The organism is Micromonospora luteifusca (assembly GCF_016907275.1).
Taxonomy (GTDB): Bacteria; Actinomycetota; Actinomycetes; order Mycobacteriales; family Micromonosporaceae; genus Micromonospora; species Micromonospora luteifusca.
The window spans coordinates 6,306,182-6,330,377 of sequence record NZ_JAFBBP010000001.1 but is presented as its reverse complement, the minus strand read 5'-3'; the positions used below and the strand labels follow the sequence as shown (position 1 = coordinate 6,330,377).

At 69.5% G+C, this 24,196-nt stretch carries 21 protein-coding genes and 1 pseudogene; 10 read left to right on the top strand and 12 right to left on the bottom strand.

Going from position 1 to position 24,196, the window contains the following annotated elements; translation table 11 throughout:
- Positions 1–97: 97 nt before the first annotated feature.
- Positions 98–1,087, bottom strand: coding sequence for an ArsR/SmtB family transcription factor (locus JOD64_RS28565; protein ID WP_204945087.1), 990 nt, complete (start codon positions 1,085–1,087; stop codon positions 98–100).
- 57 nt (positions 1,088–1,144) lie between these two features.
- On the opposite strand from JOD64_RS28565, the gene JOD64_RS28560 reads away from it, so the two are divergent.
- From JOD64_RS28560 to JOD64_RS28550, 3 genes are all read left to right on the top strand, one after another.
- Positions 1,145–1,927, top strand: a complete 783-nt coding sequence (locus tag JOD64_RS28560; protein WP_204945086.1) for an SDR family NAD(P)-dependent oxidoreductase — start codon at positions 1,145–1,147, stop codon at positions 1,925–1,927.
- A 33-nt stretch (positions 1,928–1,960) separates the two neighbouring features.
- On the top strand, positions 1,961–3,160 hold the full coding sequence (locus tag JOD64_RS28555; RefSeq protein ID WP_204945085.1) for an MFS transporter: 1,200 nt from the start codon (positions 1,961–1,963) through the stop codon (positions 3,158–3,160).
- A 96-nt stretch (positions 3,161–3,256) separates the two neighbouring features.
- Positions 3,257–4,120: an aminoglycoside phosphotransferase family protein gene (locus JOD64_RS28550; RefSeq protein WP_307813757.1), complete on the top strand. Its 864-nt coding sequence runs from the start codon at positions 3,257–3,259 to the stop codon at positions 4,118–4,120.
- Between the two features lie 73 nt (positions 4,121–4,193).
- Here JOD64_RS28550 and JOD64_RS28545 read toward each other — a convergent pair whose 3' ends face one another.
- On the bottom strand, positions 4,194–7,193 hold the full coding sequence (locus JOD64_RS28545) for a glycoside hydrolase family 95 protein (protein WP_204945083.1): 3,000 nt from the start codon (positions 7,191–7,193) through the stop codon (positions 4,194–4,196).
- A gap of 343 nt (positions 7,194–7,536) precedes the next feature.
- Entirely contained in the window at positions 7,537–8,013 is a 477-nt protein-coding gene (locus JOD64_RS28540) for a cupin domain-containing protein (RefSeq protein ID WP_204945082.1), read from the bottom strand.
- Between the two features lie 72 nt (positions 8,014–8,085).
- Here JOD64_RS28540 and JOD64_RS28535 point away from each other — a divergent pair, with 72 nt between their 5' ends.
- Complete coding sequence (locus JOD64_RS28535) at positions 8,086–8,580, top strand: MarR family winged helix-turn-helix transcriptional regulator (protein ID WP_204945081.1); 495 nt, start codon at positions 8,086–8,088, stop codon at positions 8,578–8,580.
- A gap of 50 nt (positions 8,581–8,630) precedes the next feature.
- On the opposite strand, the gene JOD64_RS28530 is transcribed toward JOD64_RS28535, so the two are convergent.
- From JOD64_RS28530 to JOD64_RS28500, 7 genes are all read right to left on the bottom strand, one after another.
- Entirely contained in the window at positions 8,631–9,428 is a 798-nt protein-coding gene (locus tag JOD64_RS28530) for a TioE family transcriptional regulator (RefSeq protein WP_307813755.1), read from the bottom strand.
- 35 nt (positions 9,429–9,463) lie between these two features.
- The gene (locus JOD64_RS28525; RefSeq protein ID WP_204945080.1) at positions 9,464–10,507 is read right to left on the bottom strand and encodes a fatty acid desaturase family protein; all 1,044 of its coding nucleotides are present in this window, start codon (positions 10,505–10,507) and stop codon (positions 9,464–9,466) included.
- A 231-nt stretch (positions 10,508–10,738) separates the two neighbouring features.
- Entirely contained in the window at positions 10,739–11,308 is a 570-nt protein-coding gene (locus JOD64_RS28520; protein WP_204945079.1) for a hypothetical protein, read from the bottom strand.
- A 118-nt stretch (positions 11,309–11,426) separates the two neighbouring features.
- Positions 11,427–12,209, bottom strand: a complete 783-nt coding sequence (gene trpA, locus JOD64_RS28515) for a tryptophan synthase subunit alpha (protein ID WP_307813753.1) — start codon at positions 12,207–12,209, stop codon at positions 11,427–11,429.
- Positions 12,206–13,408: a tryptophan synthase subunit beta gene (trpB, locus tag JOD64_RS28510; RefSeq protein ID WP_372434207.1), complete on the bottom strand. Its 1,203-nt coding sequence runs from the start codon at positions 13,406–13,408 to the stop codon at positions 12,206–12,208. Before trpB ends, trpA begins: the two co-directional genes overlap by 4 nt.
- Positions 13,409–13,555: 147 nt before the next feature.
- Positions 13,556–14,329, bottom strand: a complete 774-nt coding sequence (locus tag JOD64_RS28505; protein ID WP_204945078.1) for a GntR family transcriptional regulator — start codon at positions 14,327–14,329, stop codon at positions 13,556–13,558.
- Between the two features lie 459 nt (positions 14,330–14,788).
- Positions 14,789–15,046, bottom strand: coding sequence for a DUF1737 domain-containing protein (locus JOD64_RS28500; RefSeq protein WP_307813751.1), 258 nt, complete (start codon positions 15,044–15,046; stop codon positions 14,789–14,791).
- 84 nt (positions 15,047–15,130) lie between these two features.
- Here JOD64_RS28500 and JOD64_RS28495 point away from each other — a divergent pair, with 84 nt between their 5' ends.
- The 5 genes and pseudogenes from JOD64_RS28495 to JOD64_RS28475 all read left to right on the top strand — a co-directional run.
- Entirely contained in the window at positions 15,131–15,829 is a 699-nt protein-coding gene (locus JOD64_RS28495; RefSeq protein ID WP_204945076.1) for a haloacid dehalogenase-like hydrolase, read from the top strand.
- A gap of 136 nt (positions 15,830–15,965) precedes the next feature.
- Positions 15,966–16,421 carry a MaoC family dehydratase gene (locus JOD64_RS28490; protein ID WP_307813750.1) on the top strand — a complete coding sequence of 152 codons (456 nt, stop codon included), beginning with the start codon at positions 15,966–15,968 and terminating at the stop codon, positions 16,419–16,421.
- A gap of 193 nt (positions 16,422–16,614) precedes the next feature.
- On the top strand, positions 16,615–18,399 hold the full coding sequence (locus JOD64_RS28485) for a putative glycosyltransferase family protein (RefSeq protein ID WP_204945074.1): 1,785 nt from the start codon (positions 16,615–16,617) through the stop codon (positions 18,397–18,399).
- A gap of 54 nt (positions 18,400–18,453) precedes the next feature.
- Positions 18,454–19,521: a glycosyltransferase family 2 protein gene (locus tag JOD64_RS28480; protein ID WP_204945073.1), complete on the top strand. Its 1,068-nt coding sequence runs from the start codon at positions 18,454–18,456 to the stop codon at positions 19,519–19,521.
- Between the two features lie 29 nt (positions 19,522–19,550).
- A pseudogene (locus JOD64_RS28475) lies at positions 19,551–19,880 on the top strand (GyrI-like domain-containing protein); the annotation flags it as partial.
- Between the two features lie 381 nt (positions 19,881–20,261).
- Here JOD64_RS28475 and JOD64_RS28470 read toward each other — a convergent pair.
- Both JOD64_RS28470 and JOD64_RS28465 read right to left on the bottom strand, forming a co-directional pair.
- The gene (locus tag JOD64_RS28470) at positions 20,262–20,606 is read right to left on the bottom strand and encodes a DUF1801 domain-containing protein (RefSeq protein ID WP_204945072.1); all 345 of its coding nucleotides are present in this window, start codon (positions 20,604–20,606) and stop codon (positions 20,262–20,264) included.
- Positions 20,607–20,687: 81 nt separating this feature from the next.
- On the bottom strand, positions 20,688–21,284 hold the full coding sequence (locus tag JOD64_RS28465) for a dihydrofolate reductase family protein (protein WP_204945071.1): 597 nt from the start codon (positions 21,282–21,284) through the stop codon (positions 20,688–20,690).
- Positions 21,285–21,418: 134 nt separating this feature from the next.
- Here JOD64_RS28465 and JOD64_RS28460 point away from each other — a divergent pair, with 134 nt between their 5' ends.
- Positions 21,419–24,157 carry an ATP-binding protein gene (locus JOD64_RS28460; RefSeq protein ID WP_204945070.1) on the top strand — a complete coding sequence of 913 codons (2,739 nt, stop codon included), beginning with the start codon at positions 21,419–21,421 and terminating at the stop codon, positions 24,155–24,157.
- The last annotated feature ends 39 nt before the right edge of the window (positions 24,158–24,196 follow it).

Here is a 24,196-nt window from a genome sequence, read left to right as displayed (position 1 = left end):
TATGAATATGACTCTGAGGTATACCGCTCACTACCGCATCCTCGCCCACGGAGGTGACCGACAGTCACCGCCGGCCGCTGGCTGCGCGCACCTGGGATCACTGCTCCGCCGACTGGCCGACCACCTGGTCACCAAGAGGGCTGCGTCGGTACAGCACGTGCCGTCCGTCGCGGGCGCGAGTGATCAGTCCCGTCGCGTGGAGGACCTTGAGGTGTTGTGACACGGCGCTGGGTGTGACGGTGAGCCGGCGGGCGATCTCCACGGTCGGCAGCGGTTCGGCAAGGAGGTGGAGCAGTCGCGCTCTGGGCGCGCCGAGAAGCGATGTGACGGCGGTCGCGTCGGCGGTCGGTGTCGGCGCCCAGAGCGTTGCTACTCCACGGCAGGGGTATGCCAGCACTGGCGGTTCCTGCGGGCTGACTGGCGGGGCGGGCTTGTAGGAGAACACGGACGGCACCAGCAGAAGTCCTCGGCCGGCTGCCGCGACATGGTGCCTGCCGATCATCTTGTCGATGTGCAGGACGCCGTCCTGCCAGCGCAGATTCGGGTGCATGTCGGCGAAGAGCAGGCGCGCGCCTCCAACGGCCAGTTGTCGGGCGCGGTAGGTCATGTCTGCTTCCAGGACGAGTCGCATCTGCGGCCAGGTCGGCTTGATCGCGATCTCCCAGTAACGCTGCAGGTGGTCGCAGACGGCATCGCGGAGTGCGAGGACAGGAGCATCGTCGTCCGCGGTGATCTCCTGCAAGTTGTCCGGAAGCCGGCCACGTACGTACACGGCCAACACGTCGCGGCGAACGACATCCGGAGGCGTCCGGCGTACGGCGGCCAACTCTTCTTCGAAGGTCACGACGAACTCCGTCGGCCGGGGCGTCAGGAAATCCGCAACGGCGCGGTCTGGCCCGACCAGGGACATCAGCAGGTCGGCACCGGGCGCGTCGAGTCTGCCGAGAACCGACCTGCGCCACGGCAGGTGCAGCGCGTACAAGCCGGGCTCGCGCAACACCCGCAGGCTGAGCACGGTCTGGTAGATCGGTGAGATCGCGAAGCGGGTGTCCGCGAGGTCCTCGACGCTGAGCACGAAGCTGATCATTAAGCTGGACGCTACATCGCTTGGCGATCGCCGCCAACGTGCCGTGGACTATCCGGCATGACACAGATCAACATGACAAACCACGCCATTCGGCGCACGGCGATCGTCACGGGCGCGGCACGCGGCATCGGCGCCGGGGTGGCCAGGCGTTTGGCACGCGATGGCCTCGCGGTCGCCGTGGTCGACCTGGTCGAGGAAGACTGCGCCGGCACCGTGGATGCCATCACCCGCGACGGCGGAACAGCGGCGGCGTTCGCCGCCGACGTCAACGACGAGTCGGCCGTGACCGCCGCTGTCGCTCGGATCGCGGCCGAGTTGGGAGCACCGACGGTGCTGATCAACAACGCCGGCATCGGCGGCCCCAACGCCGGCGTCGAGGAGACGAGCACCCAGCAGTGGGACGCGGTCACCGGGGTCAGCCTGCGCGGAGCGTTCTTCCTCACCCGGGCCGTGACCCCCTACATGCTGGCGGCCGGCTGGGGACGGATCGTCAACATGTCGAGTATTTCCGCGCTCGGCGATTCCGGCCGCGTTGACTACGCCGCCGCGAAGGCCGGTCTGATCGGCTTCACCAAATCGCTCGCGCTGCGGCTCGGGCAGCACGGCGTGACGGCGAACGCCATCGGGCCAGGCTTCGTGGTCAGTGACATGACCAGGGTCGGGGCCCAGCGGCGGGGCCGCAGCTTCGAGGAGCACCAGCGGATCGTGGCGCAGACCATCCCGGTGCGCCGGGTCGGCCAGCCCGAGGACATCGCGCACACCGCGTCGTACCTGGTCAGCCCCGAAGCCGGGTTCGTCTCCGGCCAGGTCATCTATGTCGCCGGCGGGCCGGTGGACTGACGTGATCGGCGCTTTCGCACAGGCGGTTCGCACATGAGTCGCAGGCTGCTGGTGCTCCTCGCCCTCACCTGCGGGGTCGCCGTCGGAAACATCTACTTCCCCCAGACGATCAGCCCGCTGGTCGCCGCCAGCCTGCACGTCAGCGCTGACTCGGCCGCCCTGGTGGTGACCGCGGTGCAGTTCGGCTATGCCGCCGGGATCTTTTTGTTGGTGCCGCTCGGCGACCGGCTCCCGCACCGCCCGCTGATCGTCACCCTGCTCGGCCTCAGCGGGCTGGGGCTGCTCGCCGCGAGCGCCGCACCCGCGTTGCCGCCGTTCGTCGGCGCGAGCGCCCTCGTCGGGGTCACGACGGTTGTCGCGCCGATCATCGGCCCCATGGCAGCCGGACTCGTTGCCGACGACCAGCGCGGCGTGGTCAGCGGCACCCTGCTAAGCGGCTCCATCGCTGGCATGCTGCTGTCCCGCACCGTCGCGGGCACCATCGGCGACTGGTTCGGATGGCGGGCCCCCTACCTGACGGCGGCGGCGTCCGTGCTGTTCATCGCCGTGGTTATGGCCCGCGTACTGCCGACAACACGACCGCCGTCCGGACACCGATACCCTGCGCTGCTGGCCGAGTCGCTGCGACTGCTGCGCACGGAGGCCGACCTGCGCCGCTCCTGCTTCTACCAGGCGACGGTTTTCGCCGGTTTCTCCGCGGTCTGGACCGCCGTCGCGCTGCTGCTCACCGGCCCCACATACGACTTGGGCGCACCGGCGGTCGGAACGCTCGCACTTGTCAACGCGGCGACAATGCTGTGCACCCCGGTCGCCGGACGGCAGGTGGACCGTAGGGGCAGCGACGCGGTGAATCTGGCCTGCCTGCTCGGGGTCATCGCCTCGGCCGTCGTTCTCGCGTTCGCCAGTCTCGGCGGGGCGGGAGGCCTCGCGGCACTGACGCTCGGCACGTTGCTGCTCGACGTCGGGATGCAGTCCGGCATGGTCGCCAACCAGGTACGCATCTACGCCCTGCGGCCCGAAGCCCGGAGCCGGCTCAACACCGCCTACATGACCTGTGCCTACCTCGGCGGCAGCCTCGGCTCCTGGCTCGGAGCCCGCGCCTACGCCCACTTCGGGTGGCTGGGCGTATGCGCGGTCCTGGCGCTCCTCGCCGCGATCGCTCTTGCCCGCCACCTGGCGTCAAGCCCTACCACCGGCCACCCTCGAACCACAGTCGCCGCCCAGAACACCTGATCAAGGATGATTGTCGTGCCAGCCTCTGCCCACCGCCCATCTCCATCGCCGGATGTGCCGATGCACGATGGCCAGCTCACAGTCTCACTCAACGCGGTGCGTGAGCTGGTGGCCGCGCAGTTCCCCGAGTGGCGAAGCCTGCCTCTCAGGCGCGTCGCTTCGCGGGGAACGGTCAACGCCATCTTCCGTATCGGGGAACGGTTCACGGCCCGGTTCCCCCTTCAGCCGGGTGAGGTCGACGCGGTGCGGGGCTGGCTGGAACGCGAAGCGGAAGCGGCCCGAGAACTGATGGGTCGTACGCGATTTCCCACCCCCGAGCCGGCCGCCATCGGTGAACCCGGCGCCGGCTATCCGCTTCCGTGGTCGGTACAGACGTGGGTACCCGGTGTCGTAGCCACCGATGACGACCCGGGCGACTCCGTCGCGTTCGCGCACGATCTGGCCGAGTTCGTCAGTGGCGTGCGAGCCATCAACACACGGGGACGCACGTTCACAGGCCAGGGTCGCGGTGGCGAGCTACCAGCGCACGACGGGTGGATGGAGACCTGCTTCGGGCGCAGCGAGACGCTGCTGGACGTCCCGCTGCTCCGCCGGGTCTGGGAGGTCATGAGGGAACTGCCGCGGGGCGAAGCCCCGGACAGGATGAACCATGGTGATCTCATTCCGGGAAACGTCCTCGTCTCCGGCGGGCGGCTGGCCGGGGTACTCGACGTGGGCGGACTGGGGCCTGCCGACCCTGCCCTTGACCTCGTCAGTGCCTGGCACCTGCTGGAACGCGAACCACGTCAGGCATTTCGGCAGCAACTCGGCTGCGACGATCTCGAATGGGAGCGCGGCAGAGCGTGGGCCTTCCAGCAGGCAATGGGGGTGGTTTGGTATTACCACCAGACCAACGCCGCCATGAGTCTGATGGGCCGGTGCACTCTCGCGCGCATCATTGCCGACCCGCCACGAGCCTGAGCCGGCACGCGACCTGGCCCGTCCCCGGTTGGGACGGGCCCGGTCACGCTCCCCCGAGCGGGATCCGTTGCCGTCAGCCCCCGATGGCGATGGCGAAGATGTGCATGGTCGGCACGTTCGTCGCGGGCCGTGCGCTGATGTTGGGCAGCACGACCGAGGCGACCGCCTTGCTCTGCAACGCGACACCCACGTAGTAGACGCAGGCGGCGGTGTTCTGCCGCTGGTTGTTGGGCCGGTTCTGGTACGCGGACACGATGGCGGCTGTCCCCGCGGAGCTCGGCCCGCCGTACCAGTCGGGCGTGCTCAGCGTGAACGTCTGGCGGGTGCCGTCGGCGTAGACCACCGTGCCGGTGCCCGATGGGGCGCCGTAGGTGCCGGTCAGGAGGAAGCCGAGGGTCCTGCCCGTGCCGGTCACGCTGATCGACTGCCCGGAGGCGGTGGCGTTGTCGGCGGCGCCCGAGCTGACGTTGGGCCACCGGAAGTTGACTCCGTTGCGGCTCACCGTGCCGCCTGGGCTGGCACCGGCGGCGGCCAGGGCCTGCGCCGAGAGCGACGCCCCGCCGCCGTCGAAGTTGCCGACGTTGGTGTTGCTGTCGCTGGTGATGCCGACGTTGCTGAAGCTCTGCTCCAGCGTCGGTAGGGTGACGCCCGTGCTGGTGACCCGGTAGGTGCGCCCGGCCTGCACGGTGACCTCGATCAGGTCGGACTCGATCCGGGTGACCCGGGCCGCCGTACCGTCGGCGGTGTCGACCACCGTGACGGTGCCGGTGAGGATCCGGGAGCGCAGGCGGACAGTGCCGGCGCGGTCCGGTCGGATGAGCACCTCGGTGGCCTGACCGCTCGCCCACGTGATGCCGACCGTGTGCCCACCCCGACCCCGCAGGCCGGTCACCCGCCCGCTCGGCCAGGCCGGCGGCAGCGCGGGAAGGATGTGCAGCTCGCCGGCGTGGCTCTGCAGCAGCATCTCGGCGATGCCGGCGGTGGCGCCGAAGTTGCCGTCGATCTGGAAGGGCGGGTGCAGGTCGAACATGTTGGGCGCGAGCCGGGCGGTGGTGGCGAGGTAGCGGATCAGGTCGTGGGCCCGCTTGCCCTCCTCCATCCGAGCCCAGAAGTTGATTTTCCAGGCCAGCGACCAGCCCGTGCCGTCGTCGCCGCGCAGTGCCAGGGTCCGCCGGGCCGCCTCGAACAGCTGTGGGGTGCCGCGCTTGGTGATCTGGTTGCTGGGGGCCAGGCCGTACAGGTGCGAGATGTGCCGGTGGTTGGGCTCGGTCTCCACCCAGTCGTAGAGCCACTCCATGATGTTGCCGCGCGAGCCGATCTTCATGGGTGGGAGGCGGTCCCGGGTGGCGCGAACCTGGGCCCGGAAGGTGCTGTCCACGTCGAGGATCTCGCTCGCGCGGGCGCAGGCGTCGAACAGGTCCCGCAGGATCTGGTTGTCCATGGTGGGGCCGGCGCACACGCTGGCGTTCGAGTGGTGGCTGAGCTCCGGCGAGTTCGAGGGGTTGGTCACCAGGTAACCGAGGGTCGGTTCGGTCACCAGGGTGTTGAGGAAGAACTGCGCGGCGCCCTTCATGGCCGGGTAGTTCGTCCGCAGGAACTCGATGTCACCGTTGAACAGGTAGTGGTCCCAGATCAACGTGGACAGCCAGGCGCCGCCGGTCTGCCACATGCCCCAGAACGCGCCGTCCACCACGGCGGTGGCCCGCCACGCGTCGGTGTTGTGGTGGGTGACCCAGCCACTGGCGGCGCCGTACTGCACCTGGGCGGTCCGCGTTCCGGTGACGGCAAGGTCTCTGACCAGGTCGAAGACGGGGTTGTGGCACTCGGCCAGGTTTGTGGTGTTGGCCGGCCAGTAGTTCATCGGCAGGTTGGCGTTGATCGTGTACTTCGAGTCCCAGGATGGGGTCAGCGAGTCGTTCCAGATGCCCTGAAGGTTGGCCGGCTGCGTGCCGGGCCGCGAGGACGAGATCAGCAGGTACCGCCCGAACTGGAACAGCAGCGCCGAGAACTGTGGGTCGTTGACGCTGTTGTGCTGGGCGATCCGGACGTCGGTCGTCTGGTCGGCCGCGGAGGTGCGGCCCAAATCGAGGCTGACCCGGCCGAACAACGCCTGGTAGTCGGCCACGTGCCGGCTGCGCAGCTGGTCGTAGCTGCTGGCCCGCGCGGCGGTGAGGCGCTGCCGGGCGATGCCCTGGTAGTCGCCGCCGACGTTGCGATAGTTGACGTAGCTGGAGCCGATGGAGATCAGCAGGGTCACGCTGGTGGCGTTTGTGACCCGCAGGGTGCCGCCGGAGCTGGACACGCTGCCGCCGCTGACTGTCGCGTTGGCCAGGGCGAGGAAGCGGACCGCGCCGGTGACGCCCTCCATGTTTCCGGAGACGCCGTCGAGGCCGATCGTGGTGCCGTCCGGGCTGGACACCGTGGTGCGCTGCGGGCTGTCGAAGGTGGCGGTGAAGCTGATCGAGCCGGTCCGGTCGGCGGTCAGCCGGATCGCGATGACCTGGTCCGGTGCGCTGGCGAACACCTCCCGCTGGTGTCGAACGCCGTTCAGCACGTACGTCGTCGTGGCGGTGGCGGTGGTGAGGTCGAGCGTCCGGTTGTACTGAGACGCTCCGCTGGCGGAACCGAAGGCGAGCCGGAGGTTGCCGACGGTCTGGTAGGCCAGCTGGCCGCCGGGGTTGCCCATCATGGTCTGGTTGATCAGATCCTGGGCCTGGGTCCACTGGTTCGCGTTGACCAGCCGCCGGATCTCCGCCAGCGCTCCCGCGCCTCTGGTGTTGCTGGGGTCGTGCGGCCCACCGGCCCACACGGTGTCCTCATTGAGCTGGAGTCGTTCCGTGTCGACGTTGCCGAAGACCATGGCGCCGAGCCGGCCGTTGCCGATCGGCAACGCCCGTAGCCAGTCGGTGCCGGCGGCCTCGTCGTACCACAGCGCGAGGTCCCCGGCGGCCAGCACCTGCGGCGGCGCCACCGAGTCTGCTCGGGCCACGGCGGTCCAGGGTAGGGGCAGGAGAGCACCGCCCGCGCCGGCCGCACCGATCTTGAGGGCTTGCCGTCGGGTCAGGTCTGACATCGATCCTCCAAACGGTGACCGATCCGGCCACCCCGAAGCGTGACAACAACGAAACCCGACCTGGGGATCCGCTCGATGGCCAACCGGGGGGCCTTGCTGCGCAGGCCGGCGCTGGGCCCTGAGACAGTCAGACATCTGATGTGTTTCGGGAAGGTTACTCCGGAGCCACAGAATAGGCAATGATCGATCGATGCGTGGGAGCCCTCATCCTCGGCCCCGGTGACAGGGGGAATCGACAGCAAGTCAGCGGTGCGACCCTGCGGCCCGCCACGGCGGAGCATCGCAGATGGGCCAGCGTTCGCCGCTCCAGACACTCATACATCCGATGTACGGCACCAACTTCTTAGGCGCGGTACTGGTCGTGGCGGGCGAACAGGTCGGTCCACTCCTCTTCGGACAGCGTCCGGCCAGTCGCGGCGATCTCGGCGAGCTCGCGGAAGTAGGCCTCGCGCGGGATGCCCGGCGCGAACAGGATCAGCATCACGGCCTCGGCGTCGCTGTCGTTGCGGAAGCCGTGCACACCACCCTCGGGTACGTGCAGGAAGTCACCGGGCCGCCCGTCGATCCAGCCCGACCCGCCGTAGAGCCGCACCGTCCCGGACACCACGTAGAAGGACTCGGAGAAGGTTCGGTGGAAGTGCGCGTCGGCCCCACCGGCCCTGGCCGGCATCCGCCATTCGAAGAGGCCGAAGCGGCCCTGGGTGGCGCTGCCCGGGGCGACGAACCGACCGACCGTGCCGGACCTCATCGCCGTCCGCTCCTGCGCGGCTTCCGGATGGTGGACGGCGTTGACCGCGCCGAACTCCGCCGTGTACGTCATGACGATCCTCCCCCATTTAGCTTGCAATTAACTTACCACTAAGCTACTTGCCGTCAAGCTATCATGCCTCCCATGACCCACGATGCCGTCGACGCGATCATCACCCAGTGGCGCGACGAGCGCCCGGATCTCGACGATCTGCTGCCCATGGAGGTCTTCGGCCGCGTCTACCGCGTCGCCGCCGCCATCGGCGACCGGATGGAGCGGGCGTACCAGCGCCTCGGCATCGGACGCGGCGAGTTCGACGTGCTGGCCACGCTGCGCCGCAGCGGTGAGCCGTTCAACCTCTCCCCCAAGCAACTCTCCGACACCCTCATGCTCACCACGGGCGGCATGACCGGGCGACTCGACAAGCTGGAGAGAGCGGGGTTCATCACGCGCACCTCCGATCCCAGCGACCGCCGCTCGCTTCGCGCGCAGCTCACCCCGGCCGGCCGTGACCTGGTCGACGAGGCGGTCACCGCGGGGCTAGCGGTGCAACGCGAGGCGCTCGCAACGATCGACCCCACCGACGCCCGCCGCCTGGCCGACCTGCTGCGCGACCTCGCCGGCGCGGTCGATCGTTGACGCGGGGCAGCACGATGTGGGCCTGATCTAAGCCGTCGACAACTCGGCCGTCACGATCCACGGCGCAGGTAGGCGTCCAGTGCGCCAGCACCGCTGAGCATCGCGCGACTCCTCGCGGAGAGGCGGGCACGCCAGTCACGCAGCATGGATTCGAGCGGCGCGATGCCGCCGGCCGACCGGACCTGGGCGATCAGCGGGGCGATCTGCTCAAGCAGGTAGCCGCCTCGCCTGAGCTGGTGCGCCAGCAGGGCGTCGCGTACATCGGCCGCGCTGTAGACCCGGTAGCCCGTCTGCGGGTCACGGTGTGGCTGGACCACGCCAGCTCGCTCCCATTTGCGCAGGGTGGCCGGGCGAACGCCGAGCCTCTTCGACAGGGGACCGACGAACATGTCGGCGCGTTGCGGTGGCGAGGGCTCCAGATCGCCAAGAGCGGCTTCGACAGATTCGAGCGTGCGGCGGTCATCGACGAGCTGAGTGTGACTCTCGTCGATGAGCCGGAGCGCATCCTCGGTCGCGTCCCGGTTGACCGCCTGCATGATCGCCGTGGCCGTCCGGTGCCCATGGCCGGGCACGAGCGCGAGGAACGCGTGCAACGCCTGCGCGTGCAGCGTCGTGTAGGTGCGGTACCCGTGCGAGGTGCGTTCAGCGGCCGGAAGGATGCCGACCTCCTCGTAGTTCCTGACCGCCTGTGTCGACAGACCGTGCGCTCGCGCCAGATCAACCGGCCTGAGCCGTCCACGGTCTTGAAGGTTGCGCCCCACAGCCCTGCCAATACCGCTCGAAAGTCTCAACGGCCGGTTCGACCATAGCGTTGAGTGGGCGAGTACTGGCTCTCCCGGACCGGCCACGCCCCGCGACGTCCGACCGGTCGGCAGTTAGACGATCAGTCGTCACCCGGTCGGGTCGATCCGGTCCCGACCGCCCGCAGGTGCGCCAGGCCCTGCGCCCACGATTGGGTCAGGGTGGTTTCGTGGTAGGCGATGCCGTGATCGGCGCAGAACTGGCGGATCAACGGTTGGGCGTCGCGCAGGTTCGGTCGGGGCATGCTGGGAAAGAGGTGGTGCTCGATCTGGTAGTTGAGCCCACCGAGCAGCGCGTCGACGAGCCGCCCGCCACGCACGTTGCGGGAGGTGAGGACCTGTCGGCGTAGATAGTCGAGGTCGTCGGCCTCGGTCAGGATGGGCATCCCCTTGTGGTTCGGCGCGAAGGAGCTGCCCAGGTATAGGCCGAAGACGGCCTGATTGACCAGGATGAACACGATCGCCTGCGGGACGCTCAGGACCAGAAAGACGGCCGCGAGGTAGCCAGCGAGGTGCAGGACGAGCAGGCCCGCCTCCGTTGCCCGGTGCCGGAGCCCGCCGCGGACGACCGCCCGGACGCTGGCGCCGTGCAGATGCAGACCCTCCACCAGCAGCACGGGGAAGAACAGCGCCGCCTGGTGCCGGACGAACAGCGCCCGCAGGCCACGCTGGGTCGCGGCCTGGGCCGGAGTGAAGGACAGCGGAACCACCAGGATGTCGGGGTCTCGGCCTTCGGTGTTCGGGTGTGCGTGGTGGCGGTTGTGCTTGTCGACCCACCAGCCGTAACTGATCCCGGTCAGCAGGTTTCCACAGACCAGGCCGACCACGTCGTTCGCTCGGCGGGTGCGGAAGATCTGCCGATGGCCCGCGTCATGACCAAGGAACGCCAGTTGCGCGAAGAGCACCGCGAGCGCTGCGGCGGTGGCCGTCTGCCACCACGACGGCCCGAGTCGAACGAAGATCACGCCCACGGCACCGAGGCAAACCAGCACCAGCGTCACTCGCGCCGCGTAGTAGCGAGGTCGTCGGTCGAGGAGGCCCGCGCCGCGGACCAGGCGCGACAGGTCGGCGTACTCACTGCCCCGGTCACTGCGGGCGCCAAGATCCGTATTGCTCACGCTCGCCACTCCTTGTCAGCCCGCCCGTCAGCGCGCTGGCTCCGTCGTCAGCCATGGCCCGAGAGGCGCGCGATCCGATCGTCGTAGCACCGAGATCGAACGCGAACCGCCGCTGATGGTTCCAGTCTTCCTCACGGCTGGTCCCCGCAGGAGAAAACGGCGGCTCACGGCATGACGATCGGTGACGCCCACGCGCACTGGTGTGGGCGTCGGTCGCCGCTGCACGGCCTCGTCAGACGGTCATGCGGTTGCTGGCCGGTAGTCCATGCCGTCGGGTCGGGGCAGCAGGACGGCGGCATACCTCTCGTCGGCCGTGATGTCGGCGTCCTGATCGACCTCGAAGCCGATCAGCGCACGGTGGAAGGGCACGTCGGCGTACACGGCGACGGCCACGTCGGCGAGCCACCGATCGAGCGGCGCTCGCCAGGTCAGTGATTCGACCCCGCTACGTTCATCGAAGGGGTACCCGCCGATCCGCTCGTCGAGCCGGGCCAGCGCACCGAGCGGTAGGTAGAACGCGAGGCTGTCGGTTCCCTCGTACCGGGAGGAGAAGCCACCGCAGACCATCCGGCCGCCGGACGGCAGGGTCAGGGTCCCGTGCAGGTGCCCACCCACCTCGAACGCGGCCGCACCAGGCTCGACGTCGACCAGTCCAGGCCCTACGCGGCACTCGCGGACGCCGGCGGCCCGCCACAGAGACCGCACGGCCCGGTCGAGTCTGGCATCGTCGGTTGCGCCGAGGACGAGGATGACTTCGTAGAACCCGCCCGCCCAGTTCTCGTCGTCGCTCATGTCATCGGCGGCCGCCATCCCTACAAGATTCACCAATCGGCGTCTCGCGTCATCTCCGTTTCCCACCATCGTGGGCCAGCATGGCGCCGACGACCACACCTCGCAGCGAGTCTGCAACTGCGCCCCAGCGGTGGCGTCATCGGGTGGTCCTGTCCAGCGCGGTCCGGAACTCTCCCAGGAAGTCGCCGAGTTCCGCCGCCCCGGCCCCGTCGAGCACGCGACGCATGAGCGCCGAGCCCACCGCGACGCCGTCGGCGTAACCACAGGCCTCGGCCGCCTGCCGTGGACCGGAGATCCCGAAGCCGAGAACCACGGGCAGGTCGGTGGCCTGCCGCAGCGACGTCACCAGTTGCTGGCCGGCCTGCCCCAGCTGCGACTGCTCGCCCGTGGTCGCCATGACACTGACGGCGTAGATGAAGCCTCGGCTGCGCTTGGCGATCTCGGTGCGGCGGTGCGGCGTGGTCGCCGGGGACGCGAGCAGCACCAGGTCGAGCTTGGTGTCCGCCGCCGCGGTGGCGACCGGCTCCATCTCGTCGACCGGCAGGTCTGGCACGATCAGGCCGCCCACCCCGGCATCGGCGAGCGCGGCGCAGAACTGATCGGCGCCGCCGTGCAGGACCAGGTTGGCGTAGGTGAACGCGATCAGCGGCACGGGCAGTCCGAGCCGCGAGACGTCGTCGAGGATCTGGCGGGTGGTGGCACCCCGGCTCAAAGCCTGGTGCGACGACTGCTGCACGACCGGCCCGTCCAGGGTGGGGTCGGAGAACGGGAGGCCGATCTCGATGGCGTCGGCGCCCGCGTCCACGGCGGCCCGCAGCAGGTCGGTCCAGTTCTCGGTGACACCGCCGGTCACGTACGGCACGAGCAGCTTGCGGCCGGTGGCCTTGGCCGCACGGGCGCGGGTTTCCACTGCGTTCACGACAGCTCCATCAGGGTCGCCATGTCCTTGTCGCCCCGGCCGGAGAGCGTCAGCATCACCGTCGAGCCCGGGGGGATCGTGCCGTCACCGGCGGCGCGGATCACCCAGGCCACCGCGTGGGCGGATTCTAGCGCGCAGAGGATGCCCTCGGTGCGGGCCAGCCGATGGGTCGCGGCCAGCACCTCGACGTCGTCCACCGTCACGTAGGTGGCCCGGCCCGACTCGGCCAAGTACGCGTGCTCCGGGCCGACACCCGGATAGTCCAGGCCGGCGGCGATCGAGTGGGCCTCGCTGATCTGCCCGTGCTCGTCCTGCAGCACCTTGGAACGGAAGCCGTGCAGCACGCCGGTCGTGCCGGCACTGATCGCGGCGCCACCGGCCGCCTCGACGCCGATCAACCGGGCCGGTGTGTCGACGAAGCCGGCGAACGTGCCGGCCGCGTTGGACCCGCCGCCGACGCAGGCCACGACGTAGTCGGGCGTGCCGCTGACGAGGTCGGCCGCGCACTGCGCGCGGGCCTCCTCACCGATCACCCGCTGGAACTGGCGGACCATCCAGGGGTACGGGTGCGGGCCCATCGCCGAGCCGAGGCAGTAGTAGGCGTCATCGACGGAGGTGACCCAGTGGCGCAGAGCCTCGCTGCACGCGTCCTTGAGGGTGCGGCTGCCGGAGGTTACCGGTATCACCTCGGCACCGAGCATCTTCATCCGGAAGACGTTGAGCTGCTGCCGTTCGGTGTCCTTCTCGCCCATCAGGACGGTGGTCGGCATGCCGAGCAGTGCCCCGGCGGTGGCGGTGGCCACGCCGTGCTGGCCCGCACCGGTCTCGGCGATCAGCCGCCGCTTGCCCATCCGCCGCGCCAGCAGTGCCTGACCCAGCACATTGTTGATCTTGTGCGAGCCGGTGTGGGTGAGGTCCTCGCGCTTGAGCCACAGGTTGACGCCCAACTCTGCGGAGAGTCGCGCGGTGGGGGTCAGCGGCGTCGGGCGGCCGACGTAGACGGCGAGCAGGTGGTTCAGTTCGGCCCGGAACAGCGGGTCGCCCCACGCCTCGGCGAAGGCGCGCTCGACCTCCTCACAGGCCGGGACCAGCGATTCGGGAACGAAGCGCCCGCCGTACTCGCCGAATCTGCCGAGCCCCGAGGGTCGACGAGAGTCGACCGGGTCGGGTTGGTGGCCGGTGCGCAGTAGCTGATCCACGGCAGTCCTCCCACAGTTCTATAACAGTCGCCTGTTTATAGCAGGGCAACCTGATCCAGTTCTAGATCTCTGGAGAAATAGTTCTAGAACGGTCCCCCGCCGTCGGCCAGGACGACGCGCCGCAGGCAGAGTCCGCAGCGCCGGTGGTCACGACAGCCTGGTGCCGTCGCCCATCGCATAGCTGACCTGGTCGCCGCTGACCTCGCGGGTATTCATGATCACGACGCTGTTTCCGGCGAGGATGGCAAGGTCGACGACCAGGATGCGCCGACTGGCGTCCCGGGTGATCCGCTCGCTACGCATGGCCGGCTCACCGGCGGGCAGTCCGAGCAGCTCGCCGATGTGCTCGGGCATGAGCACCGGCGAGATCGTCTCCTCGGCCTGTACGGCCACCGCGTCCGCCCGCTCGGCGAGCACGGCGTACAGCTCCTGCTCCTCGAAATCGACGTCCTTGAGCAGGCCGGCGAAGGGCTGCGGAAGGTAGGACAGCTGGTGGATCAGCGGTGCGCCCCGGACGACCCGGATCCGCTCCAGCTTGAGCACCTCACCGTCCGAGGGGATCCCCAACCGCGTGACGAGATCCTCGGGCACGGGAATGATGTCTCGTCCGAGCACCCGGGTCAGCACCTCGATGCCGTGCGCGCGCAAGTCGTCGGCCAGGCTGCGCAGATTGCCCATCGAGTACGGGACCGGCACCGCCCGGACGTAGGTGCCCTTGCCGGGAAGCTGCTCGACCACTCCCCGACCGCAGAGCTCGTCCAGCGCCTGGCGCAGCGTCATGAGGCTGACGCCGTACTCATCGCTCAGGTGACGCTGGCCGGGCAGCGCGTCGCCGGGAGCGAACTCCCCACTCCTGATTCGCCTGATCAGGTCGTCGCGGATGACCATGTACTTCGGAGTTCTACCCGGAATGTCGCGCATGCTCTGCCCAGCCCTGGGAGTCGGAACGGAGCGGGTCGCGCCGCCCGATGAGTGCGGAGCTCCACGTCCTTGTGCTGGGTGCCAGCGTATGGCTGACGTCCGTCCCGACCTACGCACGGGTGCCGCGGCGCAGGCGGTGTGCCGTGCAGCGGGATCAACCGGCCAACTGCCGGCGGCGCTGCGCGGCGACCAGCCCGTCAAGATCAACCCCCACCCCGCACCAACCCGTCCGCCCGTCCGTCCCGATGCCGGGCAAGGTCACGCTCGATCCAGGACGTAGTGGCCTCGCCTTCTCGGGAGGCCACCACATCCATGTTCGAGCGCGATCATGGGGACAACCGCCCGTACCGCAGCCACAGCCTCGCCGGCCTGGTGCTGCGCGCCAGATGACCACAAGCGTGTGGGTCGTCCTCGTCCTGCACCGCGTCGACACCGCCGCCTACCCGGGATGAGAACTGCTCACTGCTCGTCGGCCGGGTTCGGCAGCACCACCGCCTGAGCGGCGATGACCCGTTCTCCGTTGAAGGTCAGCGCCGGAGAGCCGTACAGCCGATAGCCCTGATCGAGAAGGCCGCTGATACGGGCGCAGAAGTCCGCATCATCGGGTCCGGTGATAAGCCGGTAGCGGAGGGGTTCAGGAGAATCTGACACCAGCACATTGTGCCCACTCGGCGATGCCTGAGCCCAGCGCGCCGGGCCGTACACACTCTCGGTCACCTGTTTGCCCGGGCACCGGTGCAGGACCGGCCCCATACAATCGGCGCATGCCGAATCACCTGCGGCCCGGGAGCCGATAGACCGATGAGGGCACCTTCCGCCGCCACCGTCATCTTCGATTTCGACGGCGTGCTGCTGCGCGGGGATGCATTCGGGCTCTTCATGCGACGCATTGCTTTCGCGGGTGCCCGATTGCCGGTCGCCGTCATCCTGGCTGTCCTCCTCGCACCCATGGTCGCCATTCCCGCCTACCGCCCCCGGGCAGCGTGGTGGATGAGCCGCATAGGCCTGCGGGGCCGCAGCGCGGACCAGTTACGGGCGGAACTGGGGCGTTTCGGAGCGGACCTCGGTGCGGAGCCCGAGCGGATCATCGCGCCCGGCCTGCAGATGATCCGCACCCACCTTGACGCCGGCGATCGGGTCGTCGTGGTCACCGGTTGCGAGCACACCCTGGCCCGCGCGGTGCTCGACGCGATCGGCCTCGCCGAGGTCGAACTCGTGGCCTCGCACATCCACGGGCCGAAGCTGCTCGTGCACAACTACGGGGCGACCAAAATGGTGCAGCTCGCCGCCCAGGGCGTGACGCCACCCTGGCGGGTGGCCTACAGCGACTCGCTTTCGGATCTACCCGTGCTTGCCGCCGCCGAGCAGGCAGTGTTGGTCAACGCGAACGCGCGCCAGGTCGCCAGAGCACGGCGACTGCTCGGTGCCCGGCTGACCACGGTGACCTGGAGGGGCGGCGGCCTCTCCCGGGAAGACAAGGCACCGGGGCCGGTCAGCTGACCGCGGCGTCCCCGATCGTCGTCGCGACACCGCTGCCGGGGCACTCCGTCCGCCGGGCACCACCATGGACGCGACTTCACTGCCGATGACCGCGGCGGGGTTATGGCGGGCCGTCTCTGCCGGAAAGGTGAACAGCGTGACTCGATACGACACCATCGACGCTCTGCTCGAGCGGACCGGCCAACCACTCGGCACAACCGGATGGCACCTCGTCGACCAGGCCCGGATCAACACGTTCGCCGAGGCGACCGGCGACCACCAGTGGATACACGTCGACGAGGAGCGGGCGGCGGCGGAAAGTCCCTTCCAGACGACAATCGCGCACGGCATGCTCACGCTCTCGCTCTGCGCCACCTTCCTGTCCGAACTGGTCGAGGTCGACGGCGTCGGCCTGGTCATCAACGCCGGGCTGAACAACGTACGCCTACGCGCTCCGGTTCCGGCCGGCTCGCGGGTACGCGGCGCCGCGACCCTCCTGGAGGCCCGCCGAATGGCGGCCGGGTGCCGAGTGGTCGTGCAGATGCGGGTGGAGATCGAGGGCGAGAGCAAACCCGCCTGCGTCGCCGACTGGGTCCTGGTGTTCCAGCAGTGACCGCCTCAAGCATCGGTGGGTGTCCACCACTGCTCGGGCCCGTCGTCACCCAGACAGTCACTCGGCCGTTGCTGAAACAGGAGTTCCCGCGTTCCGCAAAGGGCGCTTCGACATCATCGAAAAGGTCGGCGCGGGGATCCACCGTTCGGACAACTGGTGGACAAGGTGCAGGTCATCGGAGAGGATCTATTCCGTGAATACCCGCTCCACCGTCGCCCGGCAGGACGCCGAAAACGCGAGCCCCGACCAGACCTCCGACGACCCGACTCCGGGCGGGCGGGGCCGGTGGCGTTGGGCCCGCCACGAATGGACCTTGGCAGCACTGGCGAGTCTGCTGTTGGCGGTGGCGCTGACCTGGCCGACGCTTCGGCATCCGGCGAGCACGATCCCCGGCGACCTCGGCGATCCGACATTGCAGGCGTGGCAGGTCGCCTGGTCTGGGCACGCTCTTCTCAGCAATCCGCTCGACCTCTGGCACTCGAACACGTTCTACCCCGAGAAGTACACGTACGCCTACAGCGACACCCTGCTCGGATACGCCCCGATCGGGATGCTCGGTTCCGGCGTCGAGGCCGCCGTGATCCGATACAACGTGCTGTACGTGTTGCTGCACGCGCTGGCGGCCTTCGGGGCGTACGCGCTGGCCCGGCAGCTCGGGGCGAACCGGTGGGGCGGGGCCGTCGCCGGGATCGCGTGGGCGTTCGCGCCCTGGCGGTTGGCGCACTCCGGTCACCTGAACATCCTGTCCAGCGCCGGAATCGCGCTGTCCCTGGCGATGCTGGCCCGTGGTCATGGTTGGTCGCTGCGCCACGGGTACCGGCCGGAGCGACGACGGCCCGGTTGGGCGTTGGCCGGGTGGCTTGTCGCCGCCTGGCAGATCACCCTCGGCTTCGGCATCGGCCTGCCGCTGGTGTATTTCCTGCTGGCCTCGGTGCTGGTGGCGGCCGGCTGCTACGGCTGGTCCTGGTGGCGGAAGCGGGAACGCCCGCCGTTCGGCCGGCGGCTGCTGCTCGCGGATCTGGCTGGTGGGGCCGTGTTCGGCGCGGTGACGCTGCTGCTCGGCCTGGTCTACCTGCGCGTTGTCGATTTCAACCCGCAGGCCGAGCGGACGCTGGACTGGACGAAAATGTTCTCGCCTCCGCTGATCGGGTTCGTCACCGCACCGGCGGACTCGTGGTTGTGGGGCGAGGCCCACTCGGCCGCACGCGAACAGCTGTCCTGGCCCCCGGAGATGGCGCTGCTGCCGGGGATGACGCTGATCGGGTTGGCTGCCGCAGGGCTGTTCTTCTCGGTGTTCCGGCTCCGGCACCAGGTCGCGCTGGGGCTGGGCGTGCTCGGCACGGTGCTGCTGGGCCTGGGCGCCACCCTCGGCGGCGATGGGGATCCCGGCTATCTGACTCTGTCACTGCACCTGCCGGGCTGGGACGCGTTGCGCACACCGGGCCGGATGATGCACTGGACCAGCCTGCTGCTGGCGGTGCTCGCCGCGGGAGCGGTGACGGCGCTGGCCGAGTCGTCGGGCCAGTCCTCGGCCCGCCGCTGGACGCGGTTCGTCATGCCGCTGGTCCTGCTGGTGCCGCTGGCCATGGTGACTCTGGAGGGCGTCAACCGGACGCCCCACCCGACCGTGCCGCAGCAGCCGGCCGCGATGCGGGCGGCACAGGAGCCGATGCTGGTGCTGCCCGCCGGTGGCGTGGGCGACCTGACGTACATGTTGTGGTCGACCGACGGGTTCCCACGGGTGACCAACGGGCTGGCCGGTTTCGAGCCGGTCAGCCAGGCGCAGACGCGGACGGCAGTGGCATCGTTCCCCGACCCGGGCAGCGTGGCATACCTGCGTGGCATCGGCGTGCGGTCGGTGGTGTTTGTGCCGAGCCGCGCCGCGGGGACGCCGTGGGAGGGTATCGAGGCCCGGCCCATCGACGGACTGGGCATCACCCGAGAGGATCTCGATGGCACGCTGCTCTACCACCTCTGACCAGGGGTGCGCCGGGCGTGCCGGCGGCAGATGCCCAGGCACGGGCCGGGCGGGGTGACGAGGGTGCGATTGTCCGTCGTGGTGCCGTGCTTCAACGAGGAAGCGTCGGTGGAGCGGTTGCACGAGACCGTGAGCATGGCGCTCGCCGAGCTGCCCGACGTGGACGTCGAGGTGGTGTACGTCGACGACGGCAGCGAGGACGGCACCCTCGCGGCGCTGCGCCGGCTCGCCGCCGCCGACCCCGCTGTCTGCTACACGTCGCTGAGCCGCAATTTCGGCAAGGAGGCGGCGATGCTCGCCGGTCTGCAGCGGGCCACCGGCGACGCGGTCGTCATCATGGACGCCGACCTGCAGCACCCTCCGCGGTTGCTGCCCGAGATGGTGGCGCTGTACCGGCAGGGCTTCGACCAGGTGATCGCCCGCCGGGACCGGCGCGGTGACCGGTTCGTGCGAATGGTCGCTTCGCGGTCCTTCTACCGCATGATCAACTGGTGGATCGACGTGCGCCTGCTGGACGGGGCAGGTGACTTCCGGCTGCTGTCCCGGCTCGCGGTGGACGCGATCCTGGCGATGCCGGAATACAACCGGTTCTCCAAGGGCCTGTTCTCCTGGATCGGCTTCCGGACGGTGGTGGTGGCCCATCACAACGAGACCCGGCAGACGGGGCAGAGCCGGTGGAGTTTCAGCAAGCTCTTCAACTACGCGTTCGACGGCCTGCTGTCGTTCAACAACCGACCGCTGCGCCTGGCGATCTACGGCGGCCTGTTCCTCACCCTTATCGCACTGGCCTACATGACCTGGGTGGTCGCGGACGCCGTCGAGAAGGGCATCGACGTCCCCGGCTACACCACCATCATCGTCAGCGTGATCGGGCTCGGCGGCATCCAGATGACGATCCTGGGGGTGATCGGGGAATACATCGGCCGGATCTACTACGAGACCAAGCGCCGACCGCACTATCTGGTGCAGGAAACTGAGCACCTGGTCACGGAGACCGGCGAGGCGCCACGGATGCCGACCCGGCCCGCGGCACGGTCGACCGAGCGGGGCCAGCAGGGGGTACCAACCCGGGAGGATCCACCCCGGCGTCCCCCCGGCGCCCGGCGGCCGGAGACCTCGTGACCGGCGACGAGAAGATTGACTTCAGGAGGGACTGGACGCTGATGCTCATGGTTCCGGTCTGGATCGACCAGACCATGTTCGCCGCAGCCGTCGAGCAGACCGGGGCGAAGCACCGACCAGCGCGCCTGGACGACGTCCGCCTCCAGACGCTGACCGAGGGGCGGTGCGTGCAGACGTTGCACGTCGGCTCCTTCGACGACGAGGCCGACGTGCTCGCGAGACTGCACCAGGAGTTCATTCCCGGACACCGCCTTCGCCTGGCCGGCACCCACCACGAGATCTATCTCAGCGACTTTCGGAAGGTCGCACCCGACAAGCGGCGCACCATCCTCCGGCAGCCGATCACCAGCGAGACCTGAGCGTGAACGGCTGGCTCCCACCGAGGGCAGCGGCTCGAATACCTAATCGCCCAGCGGAAGCGCATCGGCTTCGGTTCGTCCGGCACGGCGGGAAGAGTGCGTGAGCCCGTGCAGCCTTCCCGCCGCGTTGGGTAGGTGACGGAATCGCGTTCCCACGAACGGCCGCTGGCTCGCGACGGCCAGACGGGCCGGCCTCGACGGTGAGGTTCTGGTGCTCCTTGACGCCCAGGGCGACGAGACCGGCCGGCTGACGCCCACAAACTGAACGTCGTTCTGTGGAGCGGCTACCACGAGCGCAGACGGGTCAGGCTTCGTGCTCACCGACCCCGGCTCGCGGCGGGCCAGATCGAGCAGGCCCTGCCACGACAGACCTGCTGGCGGCTACAGCGCGGCAGAGGTCTTCGCCAGGATGCTGGCGAGTGCGTCGTAGTCGACGTCCTGCCCCTCTGTGATGTCGACGGTCTTGCGTTCGCCGTTGCCCATTGCCCGCAGGAATCCCTTGACCGCAGGGACGTCCGTTGCGTTGAAGACCATGAACGAGATCTTGGACTTGGCTACCGCGATGACCGCGGCGTAGTGACCGTTCTTGACGTAGTGCGGCTTGCCGTACTGAAGCTGTTCCTCGACATCCGGGATGGTTTGGCCGATCATCGCCCGTAGCTTTTCGCAGACGTCGATCTGCCACGGCTGCGTCTTGTTGATGTACTGGGTGACATCGTCGTTCACGGTCTTCTCCTTCATTGCTGTTCGCTGAAGAGCACGGGCCTGTAGATCGTGTCGTACGCGAGGTCGAGTGGGGGCCCGCCCTTACCCTTCATCGCCCGGGGCCCCGGACTCCTGCCCCCAACCGACGAGCTTGTCCCTGGTGGGGGCGTAGGTCAGCACGACCACGCCCGAGTCGAACGCCTGCGCGTCGACCAATCGGAGGACCGCCGGCTCGTTCGACTCCGCGAAGAGGCGCACGCCACCGCCCATCACGACGGGATAGGTGACCAGACGCAGCTCGTCGACGAGTTCGTTGCGTAGCAGCCACCTGACCAGAGCGACGCTGCCGTAGACCAGGATGTCACCGTCCACCTCGGCCTTCAGCTTGGTGATCGCCTCGGCGACGTTCTCGCTGATGACTGTGGTGTTGTTCCACTCGCCCCGGTCCAGCGTCGTCGAGACGACGTACTTGGGCATGGTGTTCATCTTGTCGGCGAAGCCGGCCTCGTCGGTCATGGTCGGCCAGGACGCGGCGAACCCCTCATAGGTGACCCGGCCCAGCAGCAGCGCGTCGGCGGCCCGCAGTTGCGCCAGCCCGGTCCGCATGGAGTCCTCGCTGACGAACTGGAAAGTGAACCGCTGTGGGTCGCCGACGACCCCGTCAGCACTGGTGAAGATGGACAGAACGACGCGCCCCATGGTGTCTCCCAATGGTCTCGGTGGCTCAGATGGATCCTGCGGCACGAGGGGTACGAGGGGCATCGGTGACGACCACGCAGTCCACCACTCATTGGACTACCCACCAATGATCGACTGTCAGGCATGATGGCGCGATGGACGTCCCCCATCCCGCCGGAGCGTCGAAGCGGGAGATCGAGGTGCTCGTCATGCTCGGCGCGCGCCTGTCCAACGCCGACATCGCCGGCAGGCTGCACATCTCCGTGCGGACCGTGGAGAACCACGTCTCCTCGCTGCTGCGCAAGTACGGCGTCGCCGACCGGAGGGCGCTCGGCGAGCTCGCCGTACAGGTGCAGGCGGGGGCGCCGCTACCTGGACGGCTGGCCGGCCTTCCATCGGCGCTCACCACGTTCGTCGGCAGGAGCGCCGAGCGCGAGCACCTGATGGAGACGCTGCGCTCCGCCCGACTCGTGACCGTGGTGGGACCAGGCGGGATGGGGAAGACTCGGCTGGCGGGCCAGATCGCCGGGGCGGCGGGGCCCTCCTTCCCCGCCGGCGGGGCGTTCGTCGACCTCGTCCCGGCGCGTGGCGGGTACGTCGCACAGGCCGTGGCCAGCGCGCTCGGCGTCAGCGAGCGCCCCCAGCAGTCGCTGGAGGACGCAGTGGTGGAGCGGCTCGGCGAGAGTCGATCGCTGCTGGTGCTGGACAACTGCGAGCATGTGATCGACGTGGTGGCACCGTTCGCGGAGCGGGTGCTGGCCGCCTGCCCGGGCACCCACATCCTCGCCACCAGCAGGGAACGCCTCGGCGTACGCGGTGAGCGTGCCGTACCGCTGGGCCCGCTGCCGCTGGAGTCCGACGCCGAGCGACTCTTCATCGATCGCGCTACCGCCGCGAACCCCGGTTTCGGGGCGGACCCCGTGGTGGTCGCCGAGCTGTGCGCGCGACTGGACGGTATGCCGCTGGCGATCGAGTTGGCCGCCGCCCGCAGTGCCACCCTGGGCGAGGACGGGTTGATAGCCGCGCTCGACGACCAGCTAAGGCTGGTGGCCGGCGGTCGGGGTGTGGACGAGCGGCACCGCTCGCTGCGCGCGGTCATCGGCTGGAGCCACGACCTGCTCGATGACGAGGAGAAGGCACTGTTCCGGCGGCTCGCCGTCTTCGCCGGGGCGTTCGACCTCACCGCCGTCGCCGGGGTGAACCCTGCCGGGAGCACCCGCGGTGCGGTTGCGGACGTGCTCGGCAGACTGGCGGACAAGAGCCTGGTCAGCGTGCACCGTTGGGGCGGAGCGGCCCGGTGGCGGCTGCTGCAGACGGTGCGCGCGTTCGCCATCGAACAGCTCGACGTGTCGGGCGAGCGGCCGGAGATCCAGGACCGGCACCTGCGCTGGGCGGCGGAGGTCGCCTCGGAGCTGGAGACGAGGCTGGACGGCGACGAGTGGTACGACGAGTTCGACGGCGTCGCCGACGATCTGCGAGCCGCCCTCGCGGTCACGCCCGACGGCCCGGGTGAGCTGCCGCACCGGCTGGCCCGGGCACTGGCACACCTCGCCTACACACGGCGGTTCCTGATGGAATCGCTCGGTCACTACCGGACCGCGGCCGTTCGGGCTCCCGCTCCGGGCGAGGCCGCGGCGGACCTGCGCGCGGCCTCCGCCGTTTCCCATGCGATCGGCGACGACGGTCAGCGGCCCTTCGACCTGCTGCTCTCCGCCGCGCAATCGGCGCGGGTGGCCGGGAATCGTGGAGTCACGGCCATCGCGCTGGCACAGGCGGTCACCACCGCGCGGCGGCACCCGGCCGGGTTCGCCGCCGAGGTTCCGCACGAACGCCTGCGTGACCTCCTCGACGAGGCGGTGTCGGCAGCGGACGGGTCGAGTGACGCCGTGGTGGCGGCCCGCCTCGCCGAGGCGGTGGCCTGGGCCGCGACCTCCGACAGGTACGAGGCCGACCCGGCGCTCGCCGCGGCGGCCGTGGCAGCCGCCCGGGCCACGGGTGATCCGGTGCTGATCAGCGCGGCTCTGGACACGGTGGCCACGGCCGACATCGTGGCCGGGCGGGGCGCGGACCTTCGCCGGATCATGGACGAACGGTTGGCCCTGCTGCCCGCGATGTCCCGGCACGACCCGAACGCCGCCCCGGAGATCGTCGACACGTACCTGATGGCCCACCTGGCTGCCCTCGGCGTCGGTGACCTGCCGGCCGCCCTGTCGATCGGCCGGCGGACCATGGACGACGATCTCGCCGGCAGCTCCTACTACTCGGCCGCCCTCCTGATCACGCCGCTGGTGCTCAGCGGACGCTTCGACGAGGCGCTGCGGATGGCGGGTACCGCGTGGGAGGGTTGGCGGCGGGCCGGCCGGCCGCGTACCGGCACGATGTCGCCGCCGATGGCCGCGGTCGCCCTCGTCCTTGGGCTGCGCGGCGACGACGAGGGGTACGCGCTGTGGCGTTCCCGGGCGATCGAGGTCATCGGGGAGCTACCCCCGCACTCCACGTTCGTGTCGATGGTCGACGCGCGGCTCGCCGTGCACACCGGGCGGGTCGAGGACGCCGCGGCGCTTGTCCGCCTGACGTTCAACGGCATCCGCAGTTGGTCTCCGCCCTACTCGCGGGCGGTGGGCGCCGAACTGGCCGTCGTCGCCGAACTCCCCGACGCAGCGGACCTGCTGTCGGCCGCCGAGCGGCACGAGAGCGCGTGGGCCGCCGCCTGCACTGCCCGCGCCCGAGGCCGCCTGTACGGCGACGCCGCCGCCCTCACCGCCTCCGTGGCGGGTTGGGAACGCATCGGCGCCCGCTTCGAGCGAGCCTGCACGCTCCTGCTGTTACCCGATCGTGCCGCCGAGGGCCGACGAGACCTCGCCGCCCTCGGTGTCGGGGCCTCGGCTCACTGAGGAGATGAGCCTGGACGTTCGGGTGGACGGGCGGCGGCG